Origin of the sequence: Martinezella paranaensis, assembly GCF_014200235.1 — a bacterium.
Lineage (GTDB): Bacteria > Pseudomonadota > Alphaproteobacteria > Rhizobiales > Rhizobiaceae > Rhizobium > Rhizobium paranaense.
This window is the reverse complement of the sequence record NZ_JACHBI010000012.1, coordinates 40816-59646: the sequence shown is the minus strand read 5'-3', so window position 1 is coordinate 59646 and position 18831 is coordinate 40816. Positions and strand designations below refer to the sequence as shown.

Annotated in this window: 16 protein-coding genes and 1 tRNA gene; 7 read left to right on the top strand and 10 right to left on the bottom strand. The window is 58.4% G+C overall.

The window, feature by feature from the left end:
- Nucleotides 1–69: 69 nt before the first annotated feature.
- The 3 genes from mmsB to chvE all read right to left on the bottom strand — a co-directional run bounded on the left by mmsB (nucleotide 70) and on the right by chvE (nucleotide 3983).
- Nucleotides 70–1278 carry a multiple monosaccharide ABC transporter permease gene (gene mmsB, locus GGD50_RS24565; RefSeq protein ID WP_107108773.1) on the bottom strand — a complete coding sequence of 403 codons (1209 nt, stop codon included), beginning with the start codon at nucleotides 1276–1278 and terminating at the stop codon, nucleotides 70–72.
- Entirely contained in the window at nucleotides 1275–2813 is a 1539-nt protein-coding gene (gene mmsA / locus GGD50_RS24560; RefSeq protein WP_107108774.1) for a multiple monosaccharide ABC transporter ATP-binding protein, read from the bottom strand. Before mmsA ends, mmsB begins: the two co-directional genes overlap by 4 nt.
- Before the next feature lie 105 nt (nucleotides 2814–2918).
- Complete coding sequence (gene chvE, locus GGD50_RS24555) at nucleotides 2919–3983, bottom strand: multiple monosaccharide ABC transporter substrate-binding protein (protein WP_107108775.1); 1065 nt, start codon at nucleotides 3981–3983, stop codon at nucleotides 2919–2921.
- A 273-nt stretch (nucleotides 3984–4256) separates the two neighbouring features.
- Between chvE and GGD50_RS24550 the strand changes: the two genes are divergently transcribed.
- Nucleotides 4257–5279, top strand: a complete 1023-nt coding sequence (locus tag GGD50_RS24550) for a LysR family transcriptional regulator (RefSeq protein WP_107108776.1) — start codon at nucleotides 4257–4259, stop codon at nucleotides 5277–5279.
- Between the two features lie 48 nt (nucleotides 5280–5327).
- The gene (locus GGD50_RS24545) at nucleotides 5328–5798 is read left to right on the top strand and encodes a hypothetical protein (protein ID WP_107108777.1); all 471 of its coding nucleotides are present in this window, start codon (nucleotides 5328–5330) and stop codon (nucleotides 5796–5798) included.
- Here GGD50_RS24545 and GGD50_RS24540 read toward each other — a convergent pair whose 3' ends face one another.
- Nucleotides 5799–6059 (bottom strand): hypothetical protein, encoded by a 261-nt coding sequence (locus GGD50_RS24540; protein ID WP_107108778.1) that lies wholly within the window; start codon nucleotides 6057–6059, stop codon nucleotides 5799–5801.
- Between the two features lie 246 nt (nucleotides 6060–6305).
- Between GGD50_RS24540 and iolG the strand changes: the two genes are divergently transcribed.
- Nucleotides 6306–7298, top strand: coding sequence for an inositol 2-dehydrogenase (gene iolG, locus GGD50_RS24535; RefSeq protein ID WP_107108779.1), 993 nt, complete (start codon nucleotides 6306–6308; stop codon nucleotides 7296–7298).
- Between the two features lie 166 nt (nucleotides 7299–7464).
- On the opposite strand, the gene GGD50_RS24530 is transcribed toward iolG, so the two are convergent.
- From GGD50_RS24530 to GGD50_RS24515, 4 genes are all read right to left on the bottom strand, one after another.
- Nucleotides 7465–8049, bottom strand: a complete 585-nt coding sequence (locus GGD50_RS24530; RefSeq protein ID WP_107108780.1) for a DUF4304 domain-containing protein — start codon at nucleotides 8047–8049, stop codon at nucleotides 7465–7467.
- A 267-nt stretch (nucleotides 8050–8316) separates the two neighbouring features.
- Nucleotides 8317–10047 carry a CRTAC1 family protein gene (locus tag GGD50_RS24525; RefSeq protein WP_107108781.1) on the bottom strand — a complete coding sequence of 577 codons (1731 nt, stop codon included), beginning with the start codon at nucleotides 10045–10047 and terminating at the stop codon, nucleotides 8317–8319.
- Nucleotides 10044–11468, bottom strand: a complete 1425-nt coding sequence (locus GGD50_RS24520) for a cytochrome c family protein (protein WP_107108782.1) — start codon at nucleotides 11466–11468, stop codon at nucleotides 10044–10046. Before GGD50_RS24520 ends, GGD50_RS24525 begins: the two co-directional genes overlap by 4 nt.
- Before the next feature lie 10 nt (nucleotides 11469–11478).
- On the bottom strand, nucleotides 11479–12717 hold the full coding sequence (locus GGD50_RS24515; RefSeq protein WP_107108783.1) for an ROK family transcriptional regulator: 1239 nt from the start codon (nucleotides 12715–12717) through the stop codon (nucleotides 11479–11481).
- Between the two features lie 220 nt (nucleotides 12718–12937).
- Here GGD50_RS24515 and xylF point away from each other — a divergent pair, with 220 nt between their 5' ends.
- The 4 genes from xylF (at nucleotide 12938) to GGD50_RS24495 (ending at nucleotide 16642) form a co-directional block, all read left to right on the top strand.
- On the top strand, nucleotides 12938–13978 hold the full coding sequence (xylF, locus tag GGD50_RS24510) for a D-xylose ABC transporter substrate-binding protein (RefSeq protein WP_107108784.1): 1041 nt from the start codon (nucleotides 12938–12940) through the stop codon (nucleotides 13976–13978).
- 293 nt (nucleotides 13979–14271) lie between these two features.
- Nucleotides 14272–15600: a sugar ABC transporter permease gene (locus GGD50_RS24505; RefSeq protein ID WP_107108785.1), complete on the top strand. Its 1329-nt coding sequence runs from the start codon at nucleotides 14272–14274 to the stop codon at nucleotides 15598–15600.
- Nucleotides 15601–15615: 15 nt separating this feature from the next.
- Nucleotides 15616–16398: an ATP-binding cassette domain-containing protein gene (locus GGD50_RS24500; protein WP_028751812.1), complete on the top strand. Its 783-nt coding sequence runs from the start codon at nucleotides 15616–15618 to the stop codon at nucleotides 16396–16398.
- 167 nt (nucleotides 16399–16565) lie between these two features.
- Nucleotides 16566–16642, top strand: a tRNA-Arg gene (locus GGD50_RS24495).
- Nucleotides 16643–16861: 219 nt separating this feature from the next.
- Here the strand turns inward: GGD50_RS24495 and dgt are convergent.
- Nucleotides 16862–18307: a dGTP triphosphohydrolase gene (gene dgt, locus GGD50_RS24490; protein ID WP_107108786.1), complete on the bottom strand. Its 1446-nt coding sequence runs from the start codon at nucleotides 18305–18307 to the stop codon at nucleotides 16862–16864.
- 13 nt (nucleotides 18308–18320) lie between these two features.
- A complete protein-coding gene (locus GGD50_RS24485; protein WP_107108787.1) occupies nucleotides 18321–18509 on the bottom strand; it encodes a hypothetical protein in 189 nt (62 codons plus the stop codon).
- Between the last annotated feature and the right edge of the window lie 322 nt (nucleotides 18510–18831).

Here is an 18831-nt window from a genome sequence, read left to right as displayed (position 1 = left end):
TCCGGCTCTCAGCGAGAGCCGGACTCTGTCATGGATTTGGTTTTAAAAGCCCGGCTGATCGCGCTGCGATCAGCCCTTGTTCTTGTTGTAGACGTCGATGAACACGGCAGCGAGAAGGACCGCACCCTTGATCATCTTCTGCGAGTCCGTCTGATAGCCGAGGATGGACATGCCCTGGTTCAGCACGCCCATGATCAAGGCACCGATGACGGCCCCCGTCACCTTACCGACGCCGCCGGATGCCGAAGCGCCGCCGATGAAGCAGGCCGCGATCACGTCGAGTTCCAGACCGTCGCCGCCCTTGGCAGTTGCCGAGTTCAGGCGCGTGGCGATGATGATGCCGGCAATGCTGGCAAGGATGCCCATGTTGATGAAGGTATAGAACGTCAAGCGGCGGGTATCGATACCCGAAAGCTTCGTCGCCTTCTCATTGCCGCCCATGGCATAGATGCGGCGGCCGATCGTAGTGCGCTGTGTGGCGAAGCTGTAGAGAGCAATCAACAGCAGCATCAGAACCAGAACGTTCGGCAGCCCTCTGTATGAGGAAATCTGGTAGCCGATGAAGATGGTCGCAGCCGCAACCACCAGATTCTGGCCAAGAAAGAAGCTGAACGGCTCGACGTCAATGCCGTGCTGCTCGTTAACATTGCGGCGACGCCATGAGAGGAGGAACATAACGATCGGGATGGCGATGGTCAGGAAAATCGACGTCGAACGGATGGTACCCATATCGACAAAGTCCGGAATGAAACCAGTCGCGACGATCTGGAAAGCAGGCGGGAACGGACCGATGCTGCTGCCGTTGCCGGTCGTATTGATGATCGTATAGGTCAAGCCGCGGAAAACCAGCATGCCCGAAAGCGTAACGATGAACGACGGAATGCGGTGGTAGGCGATGAAATATCCATGCCAGGCACCGACCGCGGCACCCATCAGAAGACAAATGACGGTCGCAAGCGCCAGATTCATATGCATCTGCACAACCAGCACGCCGGCAACGGCACCGACGAAACCGACGACGGAACCGACGGACAGGTCGATATGACCGGCCACGATGACCAGCAGCATGCCCAACGCCATGATGACAATGAATGAATTCTGCAGCACGATGTTGGTCAGGTTCTGCGGCCTGAACAGAACGCCGTTCGTGAGATACTGAAACAGCAGCATGATGACGACGAGCGCGATCAACATGCCGTATTCGCGAATATTGTTGCGGATATGGTCGCCGATGGAAACGACGTGGCTGCTTTCCGTAGCTGGGCTGGCCGTAGTCATTGATGCTTCTCCCCTGAGCGCATGATAGCGCGCATGATACTCTCCTGGCTTGCCTCTGCCTTCGGCAGCTCGGCAACGATTCGACCCTCGTTCATGACATAGATACGGTCGCAGGTACCGAGAAGCTCCGGCATTTCCGATGAAATCATCAGAACGCCCTTTCCGTCGGCGGCAAGCTGGTTGATGATGGAATAAATTTCGTATTTGGCGCCGACGTCGATGCCGCGCGTCGGCTCGTCAAGGATCAGGACGTCCGGATCAGAGAACAGCCACTTCGACAGCACCACCTTCTGCTGGTTGCCGCCGGACAGGTTGCCCGTCTCCTGGAAGACGCCTGCCGAGCGAATTCGCAGCTTCGAGCGATAGTTCGTCGCCACCTGCAGTTCCCGAACGTCGTCAATGACGGTCGCCTTGGAGACGCCCATCAAATTGGCGAGCGTCGTATTGTGCAGGATGCTGTTCGACAGCACGAGACCGAGCTGCTTGCGATCCTCGGTCACATAGGCGAGACCGGCATCGATCGCCCTGCGCACCGTGCTGGTGTCCACCTGCTTGCCATCGACGAAGACCTCGCCGCTGACCTTGTGACCGTAGGACTTGCCGAACACGCTCATGGCAAATTCGGTGCGGCCGGCGCCCATCAGGCCGGCAATGCCGACAACTTCGCCCTTGCGCACATTGACGTTGATATTGTGCAGGACCTGACGATCGCGATGGTGCTGGTGGAAGGCGTTCCAGTTTTTGACTTCGAAGATCGTCTCGCCGATCGGCACCGAGCGCGGCGGATAACGGTCGGCCAGCTCGCGGCCCACCATGTTACGAATGATGATGTCTTCGCTGATCTCTTCTTCGTGACAGTCCAGCGCCTTCACCGTCATGCCGTCACGCAATACCGTGATCTGATCGGCCACCTTGCGCACTTCGTTGAGCTTGTGCGTGATGATGATCGAGGTGATGCCCTGATTGCGGAACTCAATGAGGAGATTCAGGAGCGCATCGGAATCGCTTTCATTGAGCGACGCCGTCGGCTCGTCGAGAATGAGCAGCTTGACGCTTTTCGACAAGGCCTTGGCGATCTCGACGAGCTGCTGCTTGCCGACCCCGATGTCGGTGACCAGCGTATTCGGAGATTCCTTGAGGCCCACCTTGGCAAGAAGCTGCTTGGTGCGGGTGAAGGTTTCCTGCCAATTGATCATGCCATTGGCGACGACCTCATTGCCCAGAAAAATGTTTTCCGCGATCGACAGCAGCGGCACGAGCGCCAGCTCCTGGTGGATGATGATGATGCCGATCTCTTCGGAGTCTCTGATGGTTTTGAACTGACGGACGGCGCCGTCATAGAAGATATCGCCATCATAGGTGCCGGCCGGGTAGACGCCCGAAAGCACCTTCATGAGGGTGGACTTGCCTGCCCCATTTTCCCCGACCAAGGCATGGATTTCGCCCTGCCGGACCTTCAGATTGACATTTTCCAAGGCGTTCACACCAGGAAACGACTTGGTGATGCTCCGCATTTCGAGGATGGTATTGTCCATTGTCCGTATCCAACGCCGCGATCAAACATAACAGACCGGGCGATCGTCTTAAATATCAAAGCCAGGGCCCGCATTTCAGCGAGCCCTGACCGGTATGTCGGAAGATTACTTCAGCTGATCAGCCTTGTAGTAACCGCCTTCTACGAGGATCTTCTCATAGTTGGTCTTGTCGACTGCGACCGGGGTCAGCAGGTAGGACGGAACAACCTTGACGCCGTTGTCGTAGGTCTTGGTGTCGTTGACTTCAGGCGTCTTGCCTTCCATCAGAGCGTTGACCATGTTGACGGTGACCTTTGCGAGGTCACGGGTGTCCTTGAAGATCGTGGAGTGCTGCTCGCCAGCAATGATGGACTTAACCGACGGAATTTCGGAGTCCTGACCGGTAACGATCGGCAGCTTCACGCCGCCGCTGCCATAACCAACGCCCTTGAGCGAGGAGAGGATGCCGATCGACAGGCCGTCATAAGGAGACAGAACGGCATCGACTTTAGCGTCGGTGTAGTAGGCCGACAGCAGGTTGTCCATACGAGCTTGGGCCGTTGCCGGGTCCCAACGCAGCGTACCGACCTTGTCCATGCCCATCTGGCCGGACTTCACGACCAGCTTGCCGCTGTCGATGTAGGGCTTCAGGACAGACATTGCGCCGTCATAGAAGAAGAAGGCGTTGTTGTCGTCCGGAGAACCGCCGAAGAGTTCGATGTTGAACGGACCCTTGCCATCCTTGAGGCCGAGAGCGTCGACGATCGAGCCAGCCTGGAGAACGCCAACCTTGAAGTTGTCGAAGGTCGCATAATAGTCGACATTGCCGCTGTTGCGGATCAGACGGTCATAAGCGATGACCTTGATGCCGGCATCGTGAGCCTTCTGCAGAACGTCGGACAGCGTGGTGCCGTCGATCGAGGCAACGACGAGAACCTTGTCGCCCTTCGTGACCATGTTCTCGATCTGCGAGAGCTGGTTCGGAATGTCGTCGTCGCCATACTGCAGGTCGGTGCCGTAGCCGGCTGCCTGAAGCTGCTTGACGATGTTGTTGCCGTCATCGATCCAGCGAGCCGAAGCCTTGGTCGGCATAGCGATACCGACGGTACCCTTATCTGCCGCGAAGGCAGGCGCAACCAGCGTAGCGACGCCGAGCGCTGCGCCGGCCATCAATGAGATAATGGATTTCATTACTCTCTCCCTTAGTTAATAATGCGGCGGACGAAAAAACGCCCGCCCGAGACTGCGGCAGGTTCCGTAGAAGGAATGGTTACTTCTAATTGTGAGAAACGAAGTAGGTCTCCTCCACGCTCTCACGTGCATGAGCTGCACCCAGCGCACGACCGGCAAACTCGTACGATTTCGTATAACTGTCAAATAGAATAACTGGCGCGACATATACCTAGTTTGGTATAATGTTAAAAAATAGTACTTTTTTGCCGACGAACAGGAAATTTGGCCGTGATGGAGAAAATATATAGCGATTATCCGAGCGAAAGCATCGAGATTCATTCCGACAGTTTTCGTGACGACACGCTGCTCAAGGCCGGTTTGAAACTCAATCACCTGCGTATGATCGTCACAATCGAGGATCATGGTCAGATTTCGGCCGCCGCTGAGTCGATGAACATCTCACAACCTGCAGCCTCTCGCATGCTGTCAGAAATGGAGTCGATCGTCAAAAGCCCCCTTTACGAACGTGTCGCACGTGGCGTCGTGCTGACACCCTTCGGCCTGGCACTGGCCAAGCGGGCACGCAAGATCCTGCTCGAACTGCGTGAAGTCAGCCGCGAGATCGGCGAACTCAGGACCGGCAAAGGCGGTTCGGTCTTTCTCGGCGCCGTCACCGCACCCGCGATCAGCCTCGTTGTGCCGGCGATCCAGCGCGTGACGCGCGCCTATCCCGGCATCGAGATCAATATCGAGGTCGAGACCAGCAACGTGCTCGCGCGTGAACTGCTCGCCGCCCGCCACGACTTCATCATCAGCCGCATTCCAGACGAGCTCGATCCCCGCTTGTTCAACGCCCACGAGATCGGGGTGGAGAAGGCCTGCCTGATCGTCCGCAATGGCCATCCGCTGCTGGAAAAAGGCGTTGCCAGCCTCGAGGACCTGCCGGGCTATGACTGGGTCTTCCAACCGCCCGGCACGCTGTTGCGGCGCAAGGTAGAAGACATCTTCATCAAGGCCGGCGTGCCCCTGCCGGAAAACATTATCAACACCTCTTCGCTGCTCCTGACGCTCGCCATCGTCTGCAAGACGGACGCCATCACCCCGATCGCGCTCGATATGGCGCAATTCATCTGTGGACAGACATCGCAAGCCGGCGAATCCTGCATCCTGCCCATCGATTTCGATATCGAAGTGAAGCCTTACAGCCTGATTACGGCCCGCGAGCGTGCCATGCCACCAAGCGCCCGGCTGCTGCACGACATGATTCTGCAGGAAAGCAGGAACCCCGATCCGGCCATCGGCTTGCAGCCATAAGCTCCGCGCCAACTTGCACGGCTATCCCGAACACTTCTGGAGGCAGGCATGTTGTTCGGGCAATCGCTGTTTCAATCCGTCCTCGATCGTCTCGATGCGGAGGAAGAAAAGTCTGAGAAGAATGAGGCGGCGCATCGCATCCGCGGCCTCAACGTGAGCTTTGCCGCAACCGTTTTCGGAGGCGAGCCGGCGGCATCCTCCCGTCCGGACGATGCCTATGTCGACAATCTCGGCAACGACATCCCCTCGCGCGAGCCAATGCGGCCGGATTCTAAACCGAAAGAGCCGGAGCCGGCGGTCATGCCGGACTATCTCGCACGAACCTCGCGGGAAGACGTGGCGGCCGAACTGGAGATCTCTTCGCAGACCACCCTTCAGTCTCTTCACGAAAAACGCCGCGCGTTCGCCAAGGCCAATCATCCCGACGGCGTCGCCCCGCCCTTCCGCGAGCAGGCGACGACACGCATGATGATTGCCAATCAATTGATCGACGAGGCCATACGGCGTCTCGCGCGATAGCTACTTCTTCTCGTCCGTCGGCGCGTCGTCTTCCGCCTCGTCGCTCGCAGCGGCACGTTCAGCCTCGGCCTTGGGCGGCTGCGGATTGAAGCTGAAGAGCAGCATCCAGGCGGCATAGACGCCAAGGCCGCCTGCGAGGACCGCCCAGAAAGGCTGCGGCCCCAGAGCCTCGACGATCGCCCAGCCTAAGCAGACGGCAACGATCAGAACCCGCACCCAAAGCGGCTTATAGATAGGATGGTTGGGATCGATCAGTTGCATGGGCCTCGTTCGCCTGTTGGAGAGAACTTGTCTTTAGCGCATGATCCCGAAAAGTGCGAAGTGGTTTTGAAAGAGACTATGCCGATCAAATCGGGCACAGGGCGCCGATTTCAGAAAAAGCCATTTTCGCGACATGAATTTCAGAATTGTGAAATGCTAGCGGCTTGACGCCGCCATTGGAAAATGGAATGAAAATTCCATACGGATCATTATTCGGTTTATTTGTTCCGAATTAGGGAGGTAAAGATGACTGTCAGATTTGGTCTGCTCGGCGCCGGGCGCATCGGTAAAGTGCACGCGAAGGCCGTGAGCGGCGATGCCAACGCCAAACTCGTTGCGGTGGCGGATGCGTTCCCGGCCGCTGCGGAAGCGATTTCCTCCGCCTACGGCTGCGAAGTCCGCACCATCGAAGCGATCGAGGCTGCGAAGGACATCGATGCCGTCGTGATCTGCACGCCGACCGACACCCACGCCGATCTTATCGAGCGCTTTGCGCGCGCCGGCAAGGCAATTTTCTGCGAAAAGCCGATCGATCTCGATGTTGCCCGCGTCAAGGCCTGCATCAAGGTGGTCGAAGAGGTGAAGGGCAAGCTGATGGTCGGCTTCAACCGTCGCTTCGACCCGCATTTCATGGCGGTCAAGAAGGCCATCGACGATGGCCGCATCGGCGCGGTCGAGATGGTGACGATCACCTCGCGCGATCCCGGCGCCCCGCCGGTCGACTATATCAAGCGCTCCGGCGGTATCTTCCGCGACATGACCATCCATGATTTCGACATGGCCCGCTTCCTGCTCGGCGAAGAGCCGGTCGCCGTGACCGCCACCGCCGCAGTCCTCGTCGACAAGGCGATTGGCGAGGCCGGCGATTACGACAGCGTCTCCGTCATCCTGCAGACCGCATCCGGCAAACAGGCGATCATCTCCAACTCCCGCCGCGCCACCTATGGCTACGACCAGCGCATCGAGATCCATGGCTCGAAGGGCATGGTCGCTGCCGAAAACCAGCGCCCCTTCTCCATCGAAGTTGCCAACGGCGACGGCTATACCCGCCCGCCCCTGCACGACTTCTTCATGACCCGCTACACGGAAGCCTACGCCAACGAGATCGCAAGCTTCATCGCTGCAGTCGAAAAGGGCTCTGCGATCACGCCATCCGGCGCCGACGGCCTCGCCGCGCTCAAGCTTGCGGACGCAGCGGTTCAATCCGTCAAGGACGGGAAGCTGGTTAAGGTCGATTAAGACCGCGCTCAGCGTCCAGAAAATCAAAAATGGCCGGGTTGATCGCCCGGTCATTAACGTAAATGTGGAATCATCAAAAATGTTAAGGTTCCACATTTTTGCGATAACCGCTAACGCTGCCGGCCCCAAGCGCACGGTCGACTCATGTCGCTCACATCTCCGGAGTTCAAAGAGAAATACCGTTATTGCTCGCCCAGGCGAGGAAATACGTTCGGGCTGCAGGCCGAAGTCCAATTGCCTCTCGCAGTCGCCGAGTTGCCTCGTCTCTATCGCCCGACAGCAAGGCTGCGCTGAATGACAGCAAAGAGGGGCTGTCTTTCAGGGCCGCTGCAAGGCGCGAGGGATCGAGGTGAGATTCGAGCCATGGAATGCCAGTGGACTGCATCTTCTCAGCCAGATCAGCCGCGACCAAATCCAGGTCCGATGCCGCCGTAACCTCCCACCAATGATCTCGGCCATACACGAGTGTCCCCAACCTAGTGCGAAGGGTCGCGCTCGGCTCTGAAGGTTTTCCTTCAATGGCGTTCTGCCCTGCCATGGAGGCCACCGCAGCCACGAAGACGCCGAGGTTAACGGTAAACTTGCCGTTCTCTTCCAAATTCCAGCGGCTCGCTTGCAGGTTTACGATCAGCCAATCTTTGCCTTGAGACCGGTGCCAGTTGCGTCCCGACTTTTTAAACCCCTCACTTTTGAGCAATTGCGCAAATCCGCGCTTGATAACTTCATCTATGCTTTTTGCAGCGCCGCCCATACATTATCTCCAAGCTCGCAGACCACTATATGGATAGGAATTCGATCCTGTCACCGAGCAACTAGGCGAGAGCAATCATTAAACGGTTCGATGACCGCAATTGGCGGCTAGTTGCCATCAGGGGGAAGAAATCGAAACCGCGTTGGGCGGAGAAATCTTCGGGATACGCAACACCCCTCTTAACTGGCGTTACAAGGTTTTGGTGAAGGTTGGCCGGTCGATTCCACATTTAGGGCTTAATCGCCCGGCCATTTTTATTCGCTCATATCACTTCGTCGCCGGCTGATCGGTCACCGGTTGAGCGGTCGGCTCAGCCGCAGCGGCCTGATTCGCGTTTGGCGGCGACGCGAACCAGTATTTGGCCGATGTGGTACCCCGCTTGATGACGACGTGTTGGTTGGCGAAGATGCGATAGGGCTGGCTCCATTCTCCGTCCGGCCACTGCACGCGCACCACGGCACGTTCATTGGTTCCAAGACCGAAATGCGTGAAGCCGACATGGCCTGATGCGTGGCCACCGCCGATCTGGACGCGCTGCACCTGCGTCTGCGTGCCGGCCCGGACATTGATGGTGGCGCCGATGCCCATATGGTTGATCGGGCCGTTGTCCAATTCGATTTCGGTCCAATTGCCGAGGGGGCGATAACCCCAGTCGGTCTTGGCGCCGAGATTGCGGAACAGGAAGGCGCGCTGCATGCGGTTGACGACGAGGATGTCGAGCATGCCGTCATTGTTGAAGTCCTCGACCACCGCGCCGCGCCCCTTGCCGGGAAGCGCAATGCCGGCCTCGTCGCCCTTCTCGGTGAACTTTCCGTCGAAGCCGCCGAGCAGCAAGTTGTCGGGATCGCTGCTGGCGAAATCCGGCATGGCTTCGACATTGCCCTTGGTCAAAAACAGATCCATGTTGGTATCGTTGTTGATGTCGGCGAACTGCGCATGCCAGGCCGTCGACGGCCTGTGGTCCTTGCCGATATAGGGCCGATAGGCGGCTGCTCCCTTTTCATAGGCGGTGTCGCGATAGGTCGGGCTGTTCTCGTCAGCCTCGTCATCGAGTTCTTGCAGCTTGTTGTCACCCATCGATGTGATGAAGTATTCCGGCTTGCCATTTGCCTTCGGATCGGCCTCCGCAAGGCCCATGCCCCAGATCTTCAACGGCGCCCAGCCTTCTGCAGTCGTATATTGCCGCGGCGGCCGTCCCGGCGCGATGTCCCAGAGCTGCTCCTGTCCGCCGCGATAATATTGCCGGTCGTTGGCGACGCGCAGCGAATCCTGGCCCGAATGGTTCCAATCGGTGAACAGCATCGACAGCGTGCAATAGCTCGGCTTCAGCGGCAGCGGATTGGAATAGTCGACCTTGTCATTACTGACAGGACGATCGAAAACATTGTCGCTGCAGGTGCCGAAGGGCGTTCCCGGCGCATAGCGGTCGACATAATTGCCGAAAGCAAGCGTCGGATATTTATTGCCGGCTTCCCAGGTGGCCGCAAAAGCGACCGTCCAATCCTTGCCGCCGTCGAAGGCGAAGGTGCGATTGGCTTTTTCGAAGATGCAGTCCGGACCGCCCTTCAGGATGATATTTTCACCGAGCCGCAACAGCACGACATCCGTATAACCGTCATTGTCGATATCGATCGGATAGACGCCGAGGACGGACCGGAGATCCTTGTCGGAAAGATTGATCGGCTTCTCTTTGAATTTCAGAGCGCCGCCCGTCTCGCTTTCATTGACATAAAGCGCCAACGGGCTGGTGCCGCCGGCTATCATAAGATCGGGCTTGCGGTCGCCGTTGCAGTCGAAGCTGGCGACGCCGCCACCGACGAAATATTCCCAGCCGCCGGTATATTGATGATCTATGCCGGCGGCGACCGCTTCCTCCTGGAAATGCGGGACATCCATCAGAAAAGGCGCCGGCGCGGGCGTGTCCTCGGCGAAACCGCCGGGCGCGAATGAGAACGAAAACAAGCCGGCAACGGCAAGGAGGGCTGCGATCTTCTTCATTTATCCACCCCTGCCTGCTCGATAACCAGCGTCTTGAGGAAAGCGACGATGCGGGCGCGATCGTCATCGGACGCGCCGACATAGGCGTCACGGGCAGCGCGGCCGTCGCCGCCATGGGCGCGGATCACGCCGTCAAGGGTCGTGATGTCGTTGCGATGGCCGTAGGGCGGTGTCGAAGCCACACCCCAAAGCTCCGCCGTCATGAAGATATTGCGATCGACGAAGCGTTGCGCCAAAAGTTCGTTGCCGAGCTGGTCGACGGTGTTGTCGGTCATGGTGTGACGCTTGAGATCGCCGAACAGCGGCACCAGCACCTGCCCCTTATCATTGCGCTTCAGCTTCTTCGTCCAGTCGAGCTGCGACAGGTCGTAGACAGCAGGGTCTTTCACCTGCGAGACGTTCAACGTGCCGGCAACGTCGTTCGGACCGGGATCGGAGAAGGAGAGACTGTCGAGCGGCAGGCTCGTCCTGTGACAGGCCGTGCAGCCCATGCCATCGAATAGCTTCTCACCGGCGGCCGCCATGTCGCGCCATTGCGCGTTGTCCGGCACCTTCTGCACCGGCGCCGGCAAGGTTGCCTGCCAGGCCACCATCGCCGAAACGTCGCCGTCGCTGATCTCGTCGGCATGTCCGTCACCATCGAAATCCGTGGCCCCCGTCCAGCGGCCGCCGAAGCGCTCCACTGGCTCCATACCATGATGCTGGTTCAACGCGTTGACCGTGAACTGCCGGAGCGAGGTCATCACGCCCTTCTGGCTGAAGGGCCGGATGACAAGATCCATGTCGACGCCGTCGAGTTCCTGCATATCGACCAGGCCATTGGGCTGCGCGGTCAACCAGCCGAATTTGACGCCCTTGGTTTCGAGCGCGATGCGCTGGGGCTGGCCGGTTTTCGCCGCAAGCGTAATTGCCTCGGCGCGCTGGTGCTGCAGATCGACGGTCATCTCGCGCGCCAGAAGCTCGACCAGACCATCGCCGAACAGGCTGTTGGTGCCGCGCTCATTGGAGAATTGCGGATCGGTCGTGTCGAAATCCGCGCTCTCGAAACCTTCGGACACGAAGACATTGGTGGTGAAATCGCCGGCGCCGCCCGGAAAGGGCATGTTATGGCAGGAGGAACAGGCATTGGCGTCGACACCGGCCGTCCGGCTGAATTCGTTCATCACCGGGTGCTTGCGCTTGGTCGGCACGATCGCCTGCGTGGCGCCGGGGCGCCCTGCCCCGTCCTCCACCGTGAAGCGTGCCGTAAACAGCGCCTCGCCGATCTCGATGAGATTCTTGAGTTGCTCGACCGTCTGATGGCCGGAAACATCGGCGCCGGCCTGGCCCAGCGCCGCGGTCTTCTCCTCCCAAGGCTGCGCCGCGATAGCGGGCAATCCCGTCGCAGCAAGACAGAGGCACATCAGTGCCATTCGTTTCATAGTCCCCTCCTCAACCAGTCTGGCCGTTCAACTCCGTAACGACACCCGATCTGACGATATCGTCGTCCATCATCGCCAGCGCGCGGTTGAGATGCCCTTCGAACACCAGCGTCGGTTCGTCCGCCATCACCCGCAGCTCCGGCATGCCCTCCATGCGTACGACATGCGATTCCGCCAGCCCCTCGGAAATGCCCTCCAGCAACAGGTCGTAATAGCGCGTCCCCGGTCCGGTGATCGCGATCGGCATGCTTTCGTGCAGGCTGAGGACACGCGACAGGCCGATACCAAGCGCCAGCCCCGCCTGACGGAAGGCGAAAATGTTGCGGCGGCTGCCTTGCCGGGCGCTGGCGGCGATCTTGTCGAGTTCGGCAACCGGCACGAATTTCGCAGGGATCGTATCCAGCGGCACGTCGAAGGCGGCACGCAGGATGGCGTAAAAGCCGGCATAGGCTTCGATGCAGCCGCGCGAACCGCAGCGGCAGAGACCGCCGCCCGACATGTGCAGCATATGGCCGAAATTCGGCGCCGATATTTCGTGCTTTCCTTCCTCGCCGCGGCGCACGATTCCGAGACCAATGCTGTGGCCGAGCGAGAGAGCCGCAAGCCCCCGGAAGTCGCGGCCCTTTTTATTCTCTTCCTGCCGGCCGACGGCAGCGGCCACGAGCAGCGTCTCGTTGCCGAGGATGACTTTCGCCGACCATTCGTCGCGCAGCACCGCGGCAAAATCGATCTGCTCGCGCCCGAAGATCGGCGACCAGCGCAGCACCGGCTCGGAGCTCTCGACCAGGCCCTTGCTGCTGATCGAAATCATCAGCACCTTGTCCCGCGGCAATCGCGAACGGGCGACGATCCGGTTCAAGGCATCGCACAGCCCCGTGACGAAAGAGCCGACACCCGAGACGTTCTGCTGCCTCTCCTCGGTGAAGCGGTCGATCAGCCGGCCGGCATAATCCACAAGCGAATATTGCACTGCATCCGAGGAAATAATGACGACGATGAGATAGCCGCAATCGCGCCGCTGCGAGAAGAGCACGCGCGGCCGGCCGCGGCCGCTGGCGGCCTGCTGCTCTGCCTTTTCGATGATCTGCGCCCGCTCCAGGTCGGTGGTGATGACCGATACCGTCGCCGAGGAAAGCTTGGTGAAATCAGAGAGTTCCGTATGGGCGAGCGGGCCGTGACGGCGCAGTGCCGTCAGCACCAGAACACTGTTTTTCTGGCGGACCAATTCGGTGCTGGATTTGGCCAGCATTATCAAGCCTCCCGCTCATGCCATCCTCCCCTCCGCATCTCCGGCCGGCTTTTGTCAGCGGCGATTAAACCTGGAGATGCGGGTGTTGACAGGTGAAAAAATCTCTGACACTAAATTTCTCGACTGTCGAGAAAAAAATCCGAACCTTTCTCGTCAGCGTTATCGCGGCGGCCGGCGGGAGCTTAGGGCACGTGCGGTCGCATTCACTCGGGAGGATAATATGAGAGCTTTTATTAAGCTGGCTGCGGGCGCGGCCATCGTTTTGACCATGCAGACGACAGCCTTCGCGAAGGATCTGGTCGTCGGCGTTTCCTGGTCGAACTTCCAGGAAGAGCGTTGGAAGACCGATGAAGCAGCCATCAAGAAGGCTCTGGCAGCAGCCGGCGCCAAGTACATTTCCGCTGACGCTCAGTCGTCGGCTTCCAAGCAGCTCACGGACGTTGAGTCGCTGATTTCTCAGGGTGCCAACGCCCTCATCATCCTCGCACAGGATTCCGACGCCATCGGCCCGGCCGTTGAAAAGGCTGCCGACGAAGGCATTCCGGTTGTCGGCTATGACCGCCTGATCGAAAATCCGGCTGCCTTCTACATCACCTTCGACAACAAGGAAGTGGGCCGCATGCAGGCTCGCGAGATCCTGAAGGCGAAGCCGGAAGGCAACTACGTCTTCATCAAGGGCTCGTCGTCCGACCCGAACGCCGACTTCCTGTTCTCCGGCCAGATGGAAGTGCTGAAGCCTGCCATCGACGGCGGCAAGATCAAGAACGTCGGTGAAGCCTATACGGACGGCTGGCTGCCGCAGAACGCGCAGCGCAACATGGAGCAGTTCCTGACCGCCAACAACAACAAGGTTGACGCGGTCGTCGCCTCCAACGACGGCACCGCCGGCGGCGCCGTTGCAGCCCTCGACGCACAGGGCCTCGCCGGCTCCGTTCCGGTTTCCGGCCAGGATGCCGACAAGGCAGCTCTGAACCGTATCGCGCTCGGCAAGCAGACCGTTTCGGTCTGGAAGGACTCGCGCGAACTCGGCAAGCGCGCCGCTGAAATCGCCATCGACCTCGCTGGCGGCAAGACGATGGACAAGATCTCCGGCGTTCAGACCTTCAATGGCGGCCCGAAGCACGTTCCGATGAAGTCGGTCTTCCTGACCCCGATCCCGATCACCAAGGACAACCTCAACGTCGTCATCGACGCAGGCTGGATCAGCAAGGCTGAAGCTTGCCAGGGCGTTAAGGCCGGCAGCGTTGCAGCCTGCAAGTAAGCTGTCCTTGAACGGTTGACCCGACCATAACACCGACGCCGCAACGGCACCCCCGTTGCGGCGTCGAATGCGGATCAGGAGCAGACAACTCTCCCTTGCAGGTGGAGATGGAGCTTCCCGCATCCTTGCTGCGCCATCGCATATCCCATTGGCCTGCCGGATGGCGGTCATCGGGACCGGAACGAAGACCGGCCACACAGGCGATGACGCATTTTTGAGATCGGCGCGATATTGCCAGCGATTGCCCAGAATGCATCGCAGGCCGCGCCCAACAGTGGGAGAACGGCAAAGCGATGGCCGACATGACACAGTCCACCACATCGAGCGGTCCCCGCAATGCAGAAGCCGGAGCAATCACCCGGTTCCTGCGTGCCACCGAAATCGATACCCGCCTGCTCGGCATGATCGGAGCGCTGCTGATCATCTGGATCGGCTTCGATCTTTATCTTCGGATATTCGACGGCCGGGAATTCCTCACCGCCAGAAACCTTTGGAACCTTTCGGTGCAGACCTGCGAAATCGCGGTCCTCGCCACCGGCATGGTGCTGGTCATCGTCACGCGCAACATCGACCTTTCGGTCGGCTCGCTGCTCGGCTTCGTCGCCATGATCATGGGCGTCATCCAGGCCAAGTGGCTGCCGCAATATCTCGGCTTCGACAGTTCCTGGACCTGGGTCATCACACTGCTCTGCGGCCTGGCGATCGGCACGGCCATCGGCGCCTTCCAGGGCGCGATCACCGCCTTCTTGAATGTTCCCTCCTTCATCGTCACGCTCGGCGGGCTTCTCGTCTGGCGCGGCCTTGCCTGGTATGTCACCAGCGGCCAGACCGTGGCCCCGATGGACTCCACCTTCCTCGTCATGGGCGGCGGCGGCGCGACCGGTTCGATCGGCGCCACCTGGAGCTGGGTGGTGGGTGTGATCTCCTGCCTGCTGATCATCTTTGGCATCATCAGCTCGCGCCAGCAGAGAAAGCGCTTTCACTTTCCGCGCCGTCCGCTTTGGGCCGAATATTTCCTCGCCGCCCTCGGCTCGCTGCTCGTCCTCGGCACGGTCTATCTCTTCAACAGCTATTATTGGCCGATCGGCATCGCCAAGCGCTACGCCACGGATCATAATATCACCTGGCCGGAAACGGGATTGAACATTCCCTACGGCATCGCCGTTCCGGTTCTCATCGCCGTCTTCATCGGCATCGTGATGACCTTCATCGCCACGCGCCTTCGCTTCGGCCGCTATGTCTTCGCGATCGGCGGCAATCCGGAAGCTGCCGAACTCGCCGGCATCAAGACCAAATGGGTCATCGTGAGGATCTTCGCGCTGATGGGCTTCCTCGCCGCCGTCGCGGCCGCTATTTCCACGGCGCGCCTGAACTCGGCCGTCAACTCGCAGGGCACGACCTACGAACTCTTCACCATCGCCGCGGCCGTTATCGGCGGCACCTCGCTTGCCGGCGGCAGCGGCACGGTTGCCGGCGCCATGATCGGCGCCCTCGTCATGCAATCGCTGCAATCGGGCATGGGTCTCGCCAATGTCGATACGCCAATTCAGAACGTCGTCGTGGGCATTGTCCTGGTGGTCGCCGTTTGGCTTGACATCGTCTACCGCTCGCGCGCCAAGTAAAAGGAATTCGGAACCATGACGGACCAAACCACTCCGCTTGTGGAAATGAGGAACATTTCCATCTCCTTCGGCGGCATTCACGCCGTCGACAACGCCTCGGTCGACCTCTACCCCGGCGAAGTCGTGGCGCTGCTCGGCCATAACGGCGCCGGCAAGTCGACGCTGATCAAGATTCTCTCCGGCGCCTACAAGCGCGACAGCGGCGATATCCTGATCAACGGCGAACCGGCTGATATCCGCACGCCACGCGACGCCAAGAAATACGGCATCGAGACGATCTACCAGACGCTCGCCGTCGCCGACAATGTCGACGCCGCCGCCAATCTCTATCTCGGCCGCGAGCTGCAAACCCGCTGGGGCACGCTCGACGACGTCGCCATGGAGGCTTCGGCCCGCAAGGTGATGGGACGCCTGAACCCCAACTTCAAGCGCTTCAAGGAGCCGGTGAAGGCGCTCTCCGGCGGCCAGCGCCAGTCGGTGGCGATCGCCCGCGCCATCCTCTTCAACGCCCGCATCCTGATCATGGACGAGCCGACGGCGGCTCTCGGCCCGCAGGAAACCGCGCAGGTGGGCGACCTGATCAAGGAGCTGAAGAAGGACGGCATCGGCATCTTCCTCATCAGCCACGACATCCACGATGTCTTCGACCTCGCCGACCGCGTTTCGGTGATGAAGAACGGCCAGGTCGTCGGCCACGCCCGCACCGAAGACGTCACAAAGGACGAAGTCCTCGGCATGATCATCCTCGGCAAAGTCCCGCCCAAAGCCATCCCCGGTCCCGGCGCGATGAAGAGCTGAGCCCGATATCCTAAGCAAACAAACAGGGCCGCGCCCCCAGGGGATCGCGGCCCTTTTTCATTCTGAGATACCGATATGCGCTTTCCCGCATTTTCCGCATTGAAGCCAAACGCTTCCTAGGCTAAGAACCACCTCATCGGACAGGCGAGTCAACCCGCCTCAGGCATGCACCCGTAGCTCAGCTGGATAGAGTGTTGGATTCCGATTCCAAAGGTCACAGGTTCGAATCCTGTCGGGTGCGCCAACAATTTCAACTACATATGGTCATTTCGTTAGCAAAGCGCTCTTTCCACAGGAAGCATATAGGAAGCAAGCGCTTTAATCGTAGCTTAACTGCCATTGATGCGGATGTATGCGACTCGCGCGTTAATCATAACGCCACCATCTCAGGACTGACGCAACGTGCACCGGCATTTGCTCTAGGTCGGGTAAAGCCTGCGTGAACCTTTAGCGCTCTGCGCCGTCATAACGGCTTGTGCATTGTCATCGGATTTGCGCCAAACAGTCTACTATAAAACTCCATCGCATACCGATCAGTCATTCCGGCAATGAAGTCACAGATAGTGCGAGTCTTGCCGAGGCCGTCACTGTGACGAAAAATCTCGCGAAAGTCGGGAGGCATCAATCGTTCACCATTGGGCGAAGCTATCACCTCAAATATTTTCCTAATCACGTCCTTACCGCGATATTCGACCACCTGAAGCATCGGAGACCTGATTACCGCCTCGTATGTTATGTTCTTCATTACCTCCACAGAAACAAAGGTTTTGATATCGAACCTGGCTTGGTGAAGCTGCGGATATTCCTTGTGGGGAACAACTTCAATGCCATTGAGAAAAAGCGATATTAAGTTGGCTGTGAAACGGGTTCGATGATATCCATTTCCGGCAGTCAGAGAGGATAGTTTCTGTGCAGCTATAGAGGAATACATTTTTCGCTTATCAGGAGCTATCTTAGTATTTCTAAGAAAGGTCTGCTCATCACTGCCGATCGCGAATATTTTGCTGAATACCTCGTACAGAACCTCTTGAACGTCCGAGACACTCACTTTGGATTCATCTTTATACTGTTTGTCGATCCGCTTATTTATTGTTTCGACGACCGCCTCGTATATCGAGTCAGAAAAGCTGAAGAGATCGAGAGGTCCGTGAATTCCGCTTTTAAAAATATCCTCAAGATCGTATGTGGAGTATGCGATGTCGTCCGCGATATCCATTATTGAGCATTCGATCGTTTTGAAGTCGGCGATCTCGCTGACTCCGAGCACGTGCGACTTTATCTCCTGCACTAGGTCGAAGTCCGATTTGTAGAATCCCTTCATGGGAGTGGTCGCTTTGTCTTCAGGACGCTCCTTGCTCCCTATGGGTATTACCCGGTCATATTTCAGAACGGACGCCAAAGACCGATAAGTTAAATTCAACCCGCGCCGTAGATCCGTTCCGCGGCTAACTGGCGGCCCTGCTTCATCGCCATCAAGTGTCTTCTTCTCCAAGGTGGATAGGATGCGCAATGTCTGCGCATTTCCTTCGAATCCACCGGCATCGCGCATGCACTCATCGAGAGCTTCTTCGCCATTGTGCCCAAACGGCGGATGCCCAAGGTCATGAGCAAGACCTGCGAACTCAACAATGTCGACATTAATGGGTGATTTTTGGAAGAAATCCGAAGTGTTATTGAGTTTAATTGCTATCGACTTAGCAATCTGAGCCACTTCTAATGAATGAGTGAGCCGATTTCTAAAAAAATCGCTTTCATGACCGGGGAAGACCTGGGTTTTCCCTTGTAAGCGTCTGAAACTTGCACTGTGAATGAGGCGCGCATAGTCACGCCGCGCCTCCTCTCTGTATTCTTCTGGATTGTCCTGCGTTACGGGACGCTCGTCATCACCAGCAGAATACAATCCTTGCATGTCAATCTCATGGCTACTTTTTCACCTTATGATTGACGGTATGCTGCGATTTGTCATTGGTCAAGCTCCACTTGCCAGTGGATTGCTCGATCGCAGTCCTCAATGTTTTCAGTTCGCTAACGGCGGTGCGGTAAACCGGATCGTTGTCTGTCTTGACCGCCGTTACACTCCGACCAGATTTTAATGCCGTTGTAGCTGCCATAACGCTCTCCCCTTTGTGCCAACGCGTGAGCGCGTGCGCATGAAATGCGCACTCTATATGCTATGGGATTACCCATTGCATATAAGTTAATCCGCCGGCAAGTTGAATAACGCCGCAACTTCGCTTCAGTTTCCATCTGTAGCGATTCGCGTCGAAATTGCCGGTGGATCTTGATCGAAAGGTACGTGACCCGGCTGGTTTATGCAAGTGTGCCGGATTGCCACGCCATTAGCTGCTCATCAGAGCCGCGCTAGCGGAAAGCCGATTCTCCCACCTCTTAAATACCATGCCCGTGCCGACAGAGATCGGCCTTGACTCCTCG

What these genes read in the sequence shown, in the direction of transcription:
- GGD50_RS24500 (WP_028751812.1), top strand. Translation starts at nt 15,616, where the DNA reads ATGACGGACCAAACCACTCCGCTTGTGGAAATGAGGAACATTTCCATC.
- mmsA (WP_107108774.1), bottom strand. Translation starts at nt 2,813, where the DNA reads ATGGACAATACCATCCTCGAAATGCGGAGCATCACCAAGTCGTTTCCT.
- GGD50_RS24545 (WP_107108777.1), top strand. Translation starts at nt 5,328, where the DNA reads ATGTTGTTCGGGCAATCGCTGTTTCAATCCGTCCTCGATCGTCTCGAT.
- chvE (WP_107108775.1), bottom strand. Translation starts at nt 3,983, where the DNA reads ATGAAATCCATTATCTCATTGATGGCCGGCGCAGCGCTCGGCGTCGCT.
- GGD50_RS24485 (WP_107108787.1), bottom strand. Translation starts at nt 18,509, where the DNA reads ATGGCAGCTACAACGGCATTAAAATCTGGTCGGAGTGTAACGGCGGTC.
- GGD50_RS24530 (WP_107108780.1), bottom strand. Translation starts at nt 8,049, where the DNA reads ATGGGCGGCGCTGCAAAAAGCATAGATGAAGTTATCAAGCGCGGATTT.
- dgt (WP_107108786.1), bottom strand. Translation starts at nt 18,307, where the DNA reads ATGCAAGGATTGTATTCTGCTGGTGATGACGAGCGTCCCGTAACGCAG.
- GGD50_RS24515 (WP_107108783.1), bottom strand. Translation starts at nt 12,717, where the DNA reads ATGCTGGCCAAATCCAGCACCGAATTGGTCCGCCAGAAAAACAGTGTT.
- xylF (WP_107108784.1), top strand. Translation starts at nt 12,938, where the DNA reads ATGAGAGCTTTTATTAAGCTGGCTGCGGGCGCGGCCATCGTTTTGACC.
- GGD50_RS24550 (WP_107108776.1), top strand. Translation starts at nt 4,257, where the DNA reads ATGGAGAAAATATATAGCGATTATCCGAGCGAAAGCATCGAGATTCAT.
- GGD50_RS24525 (WP_107108781.1), bottom strand. Translation starts at nt 10,047, where the DNA reads ATGAAGAAGATCGCAGCCCTCCTTGCCGTTGCCGGCTTGTTTTCGTTC.
- GGD50_RS24505 (WP_107108785.1), top strand. Translation starts at nt 14,272, where the DNA reads ATGGCCGACATGACACAGTCCACCACATCGAGCGGTCCCCGCAATGCA.
- mmsB (WP_107108773.1), bottom strand. Translation starts at nt 1,278, where the DNA reads ATGACTACGGCCAGCCCAGCTACGGAAAGCAGCCACGTCGTTTCCATC.
- GGD50_RS24520 (WP_107108782.1), bottom strand. Translation starts at nt 11,468, where the DNA reads ATGAAACGAATGGCACTGATGTGCCTCTGTCTTGCTGCGACGGGATTG.
- iolG (WP_107108779.1), top strand. Translation starts at nt 6,306, where the DNA reads ATGACTGTCAGATTTGGTCTGCTCGGCGCCGGGCGCATCGGTAAAGTG.
- GGD50_RS24540 (WP_107108778.1), bottom strand. Translation starts at nt 6,059, where the DNA reads ATGCAACTGATCGATCCCAACCATCCTATCTATAAGCCGCTTTGGGTG.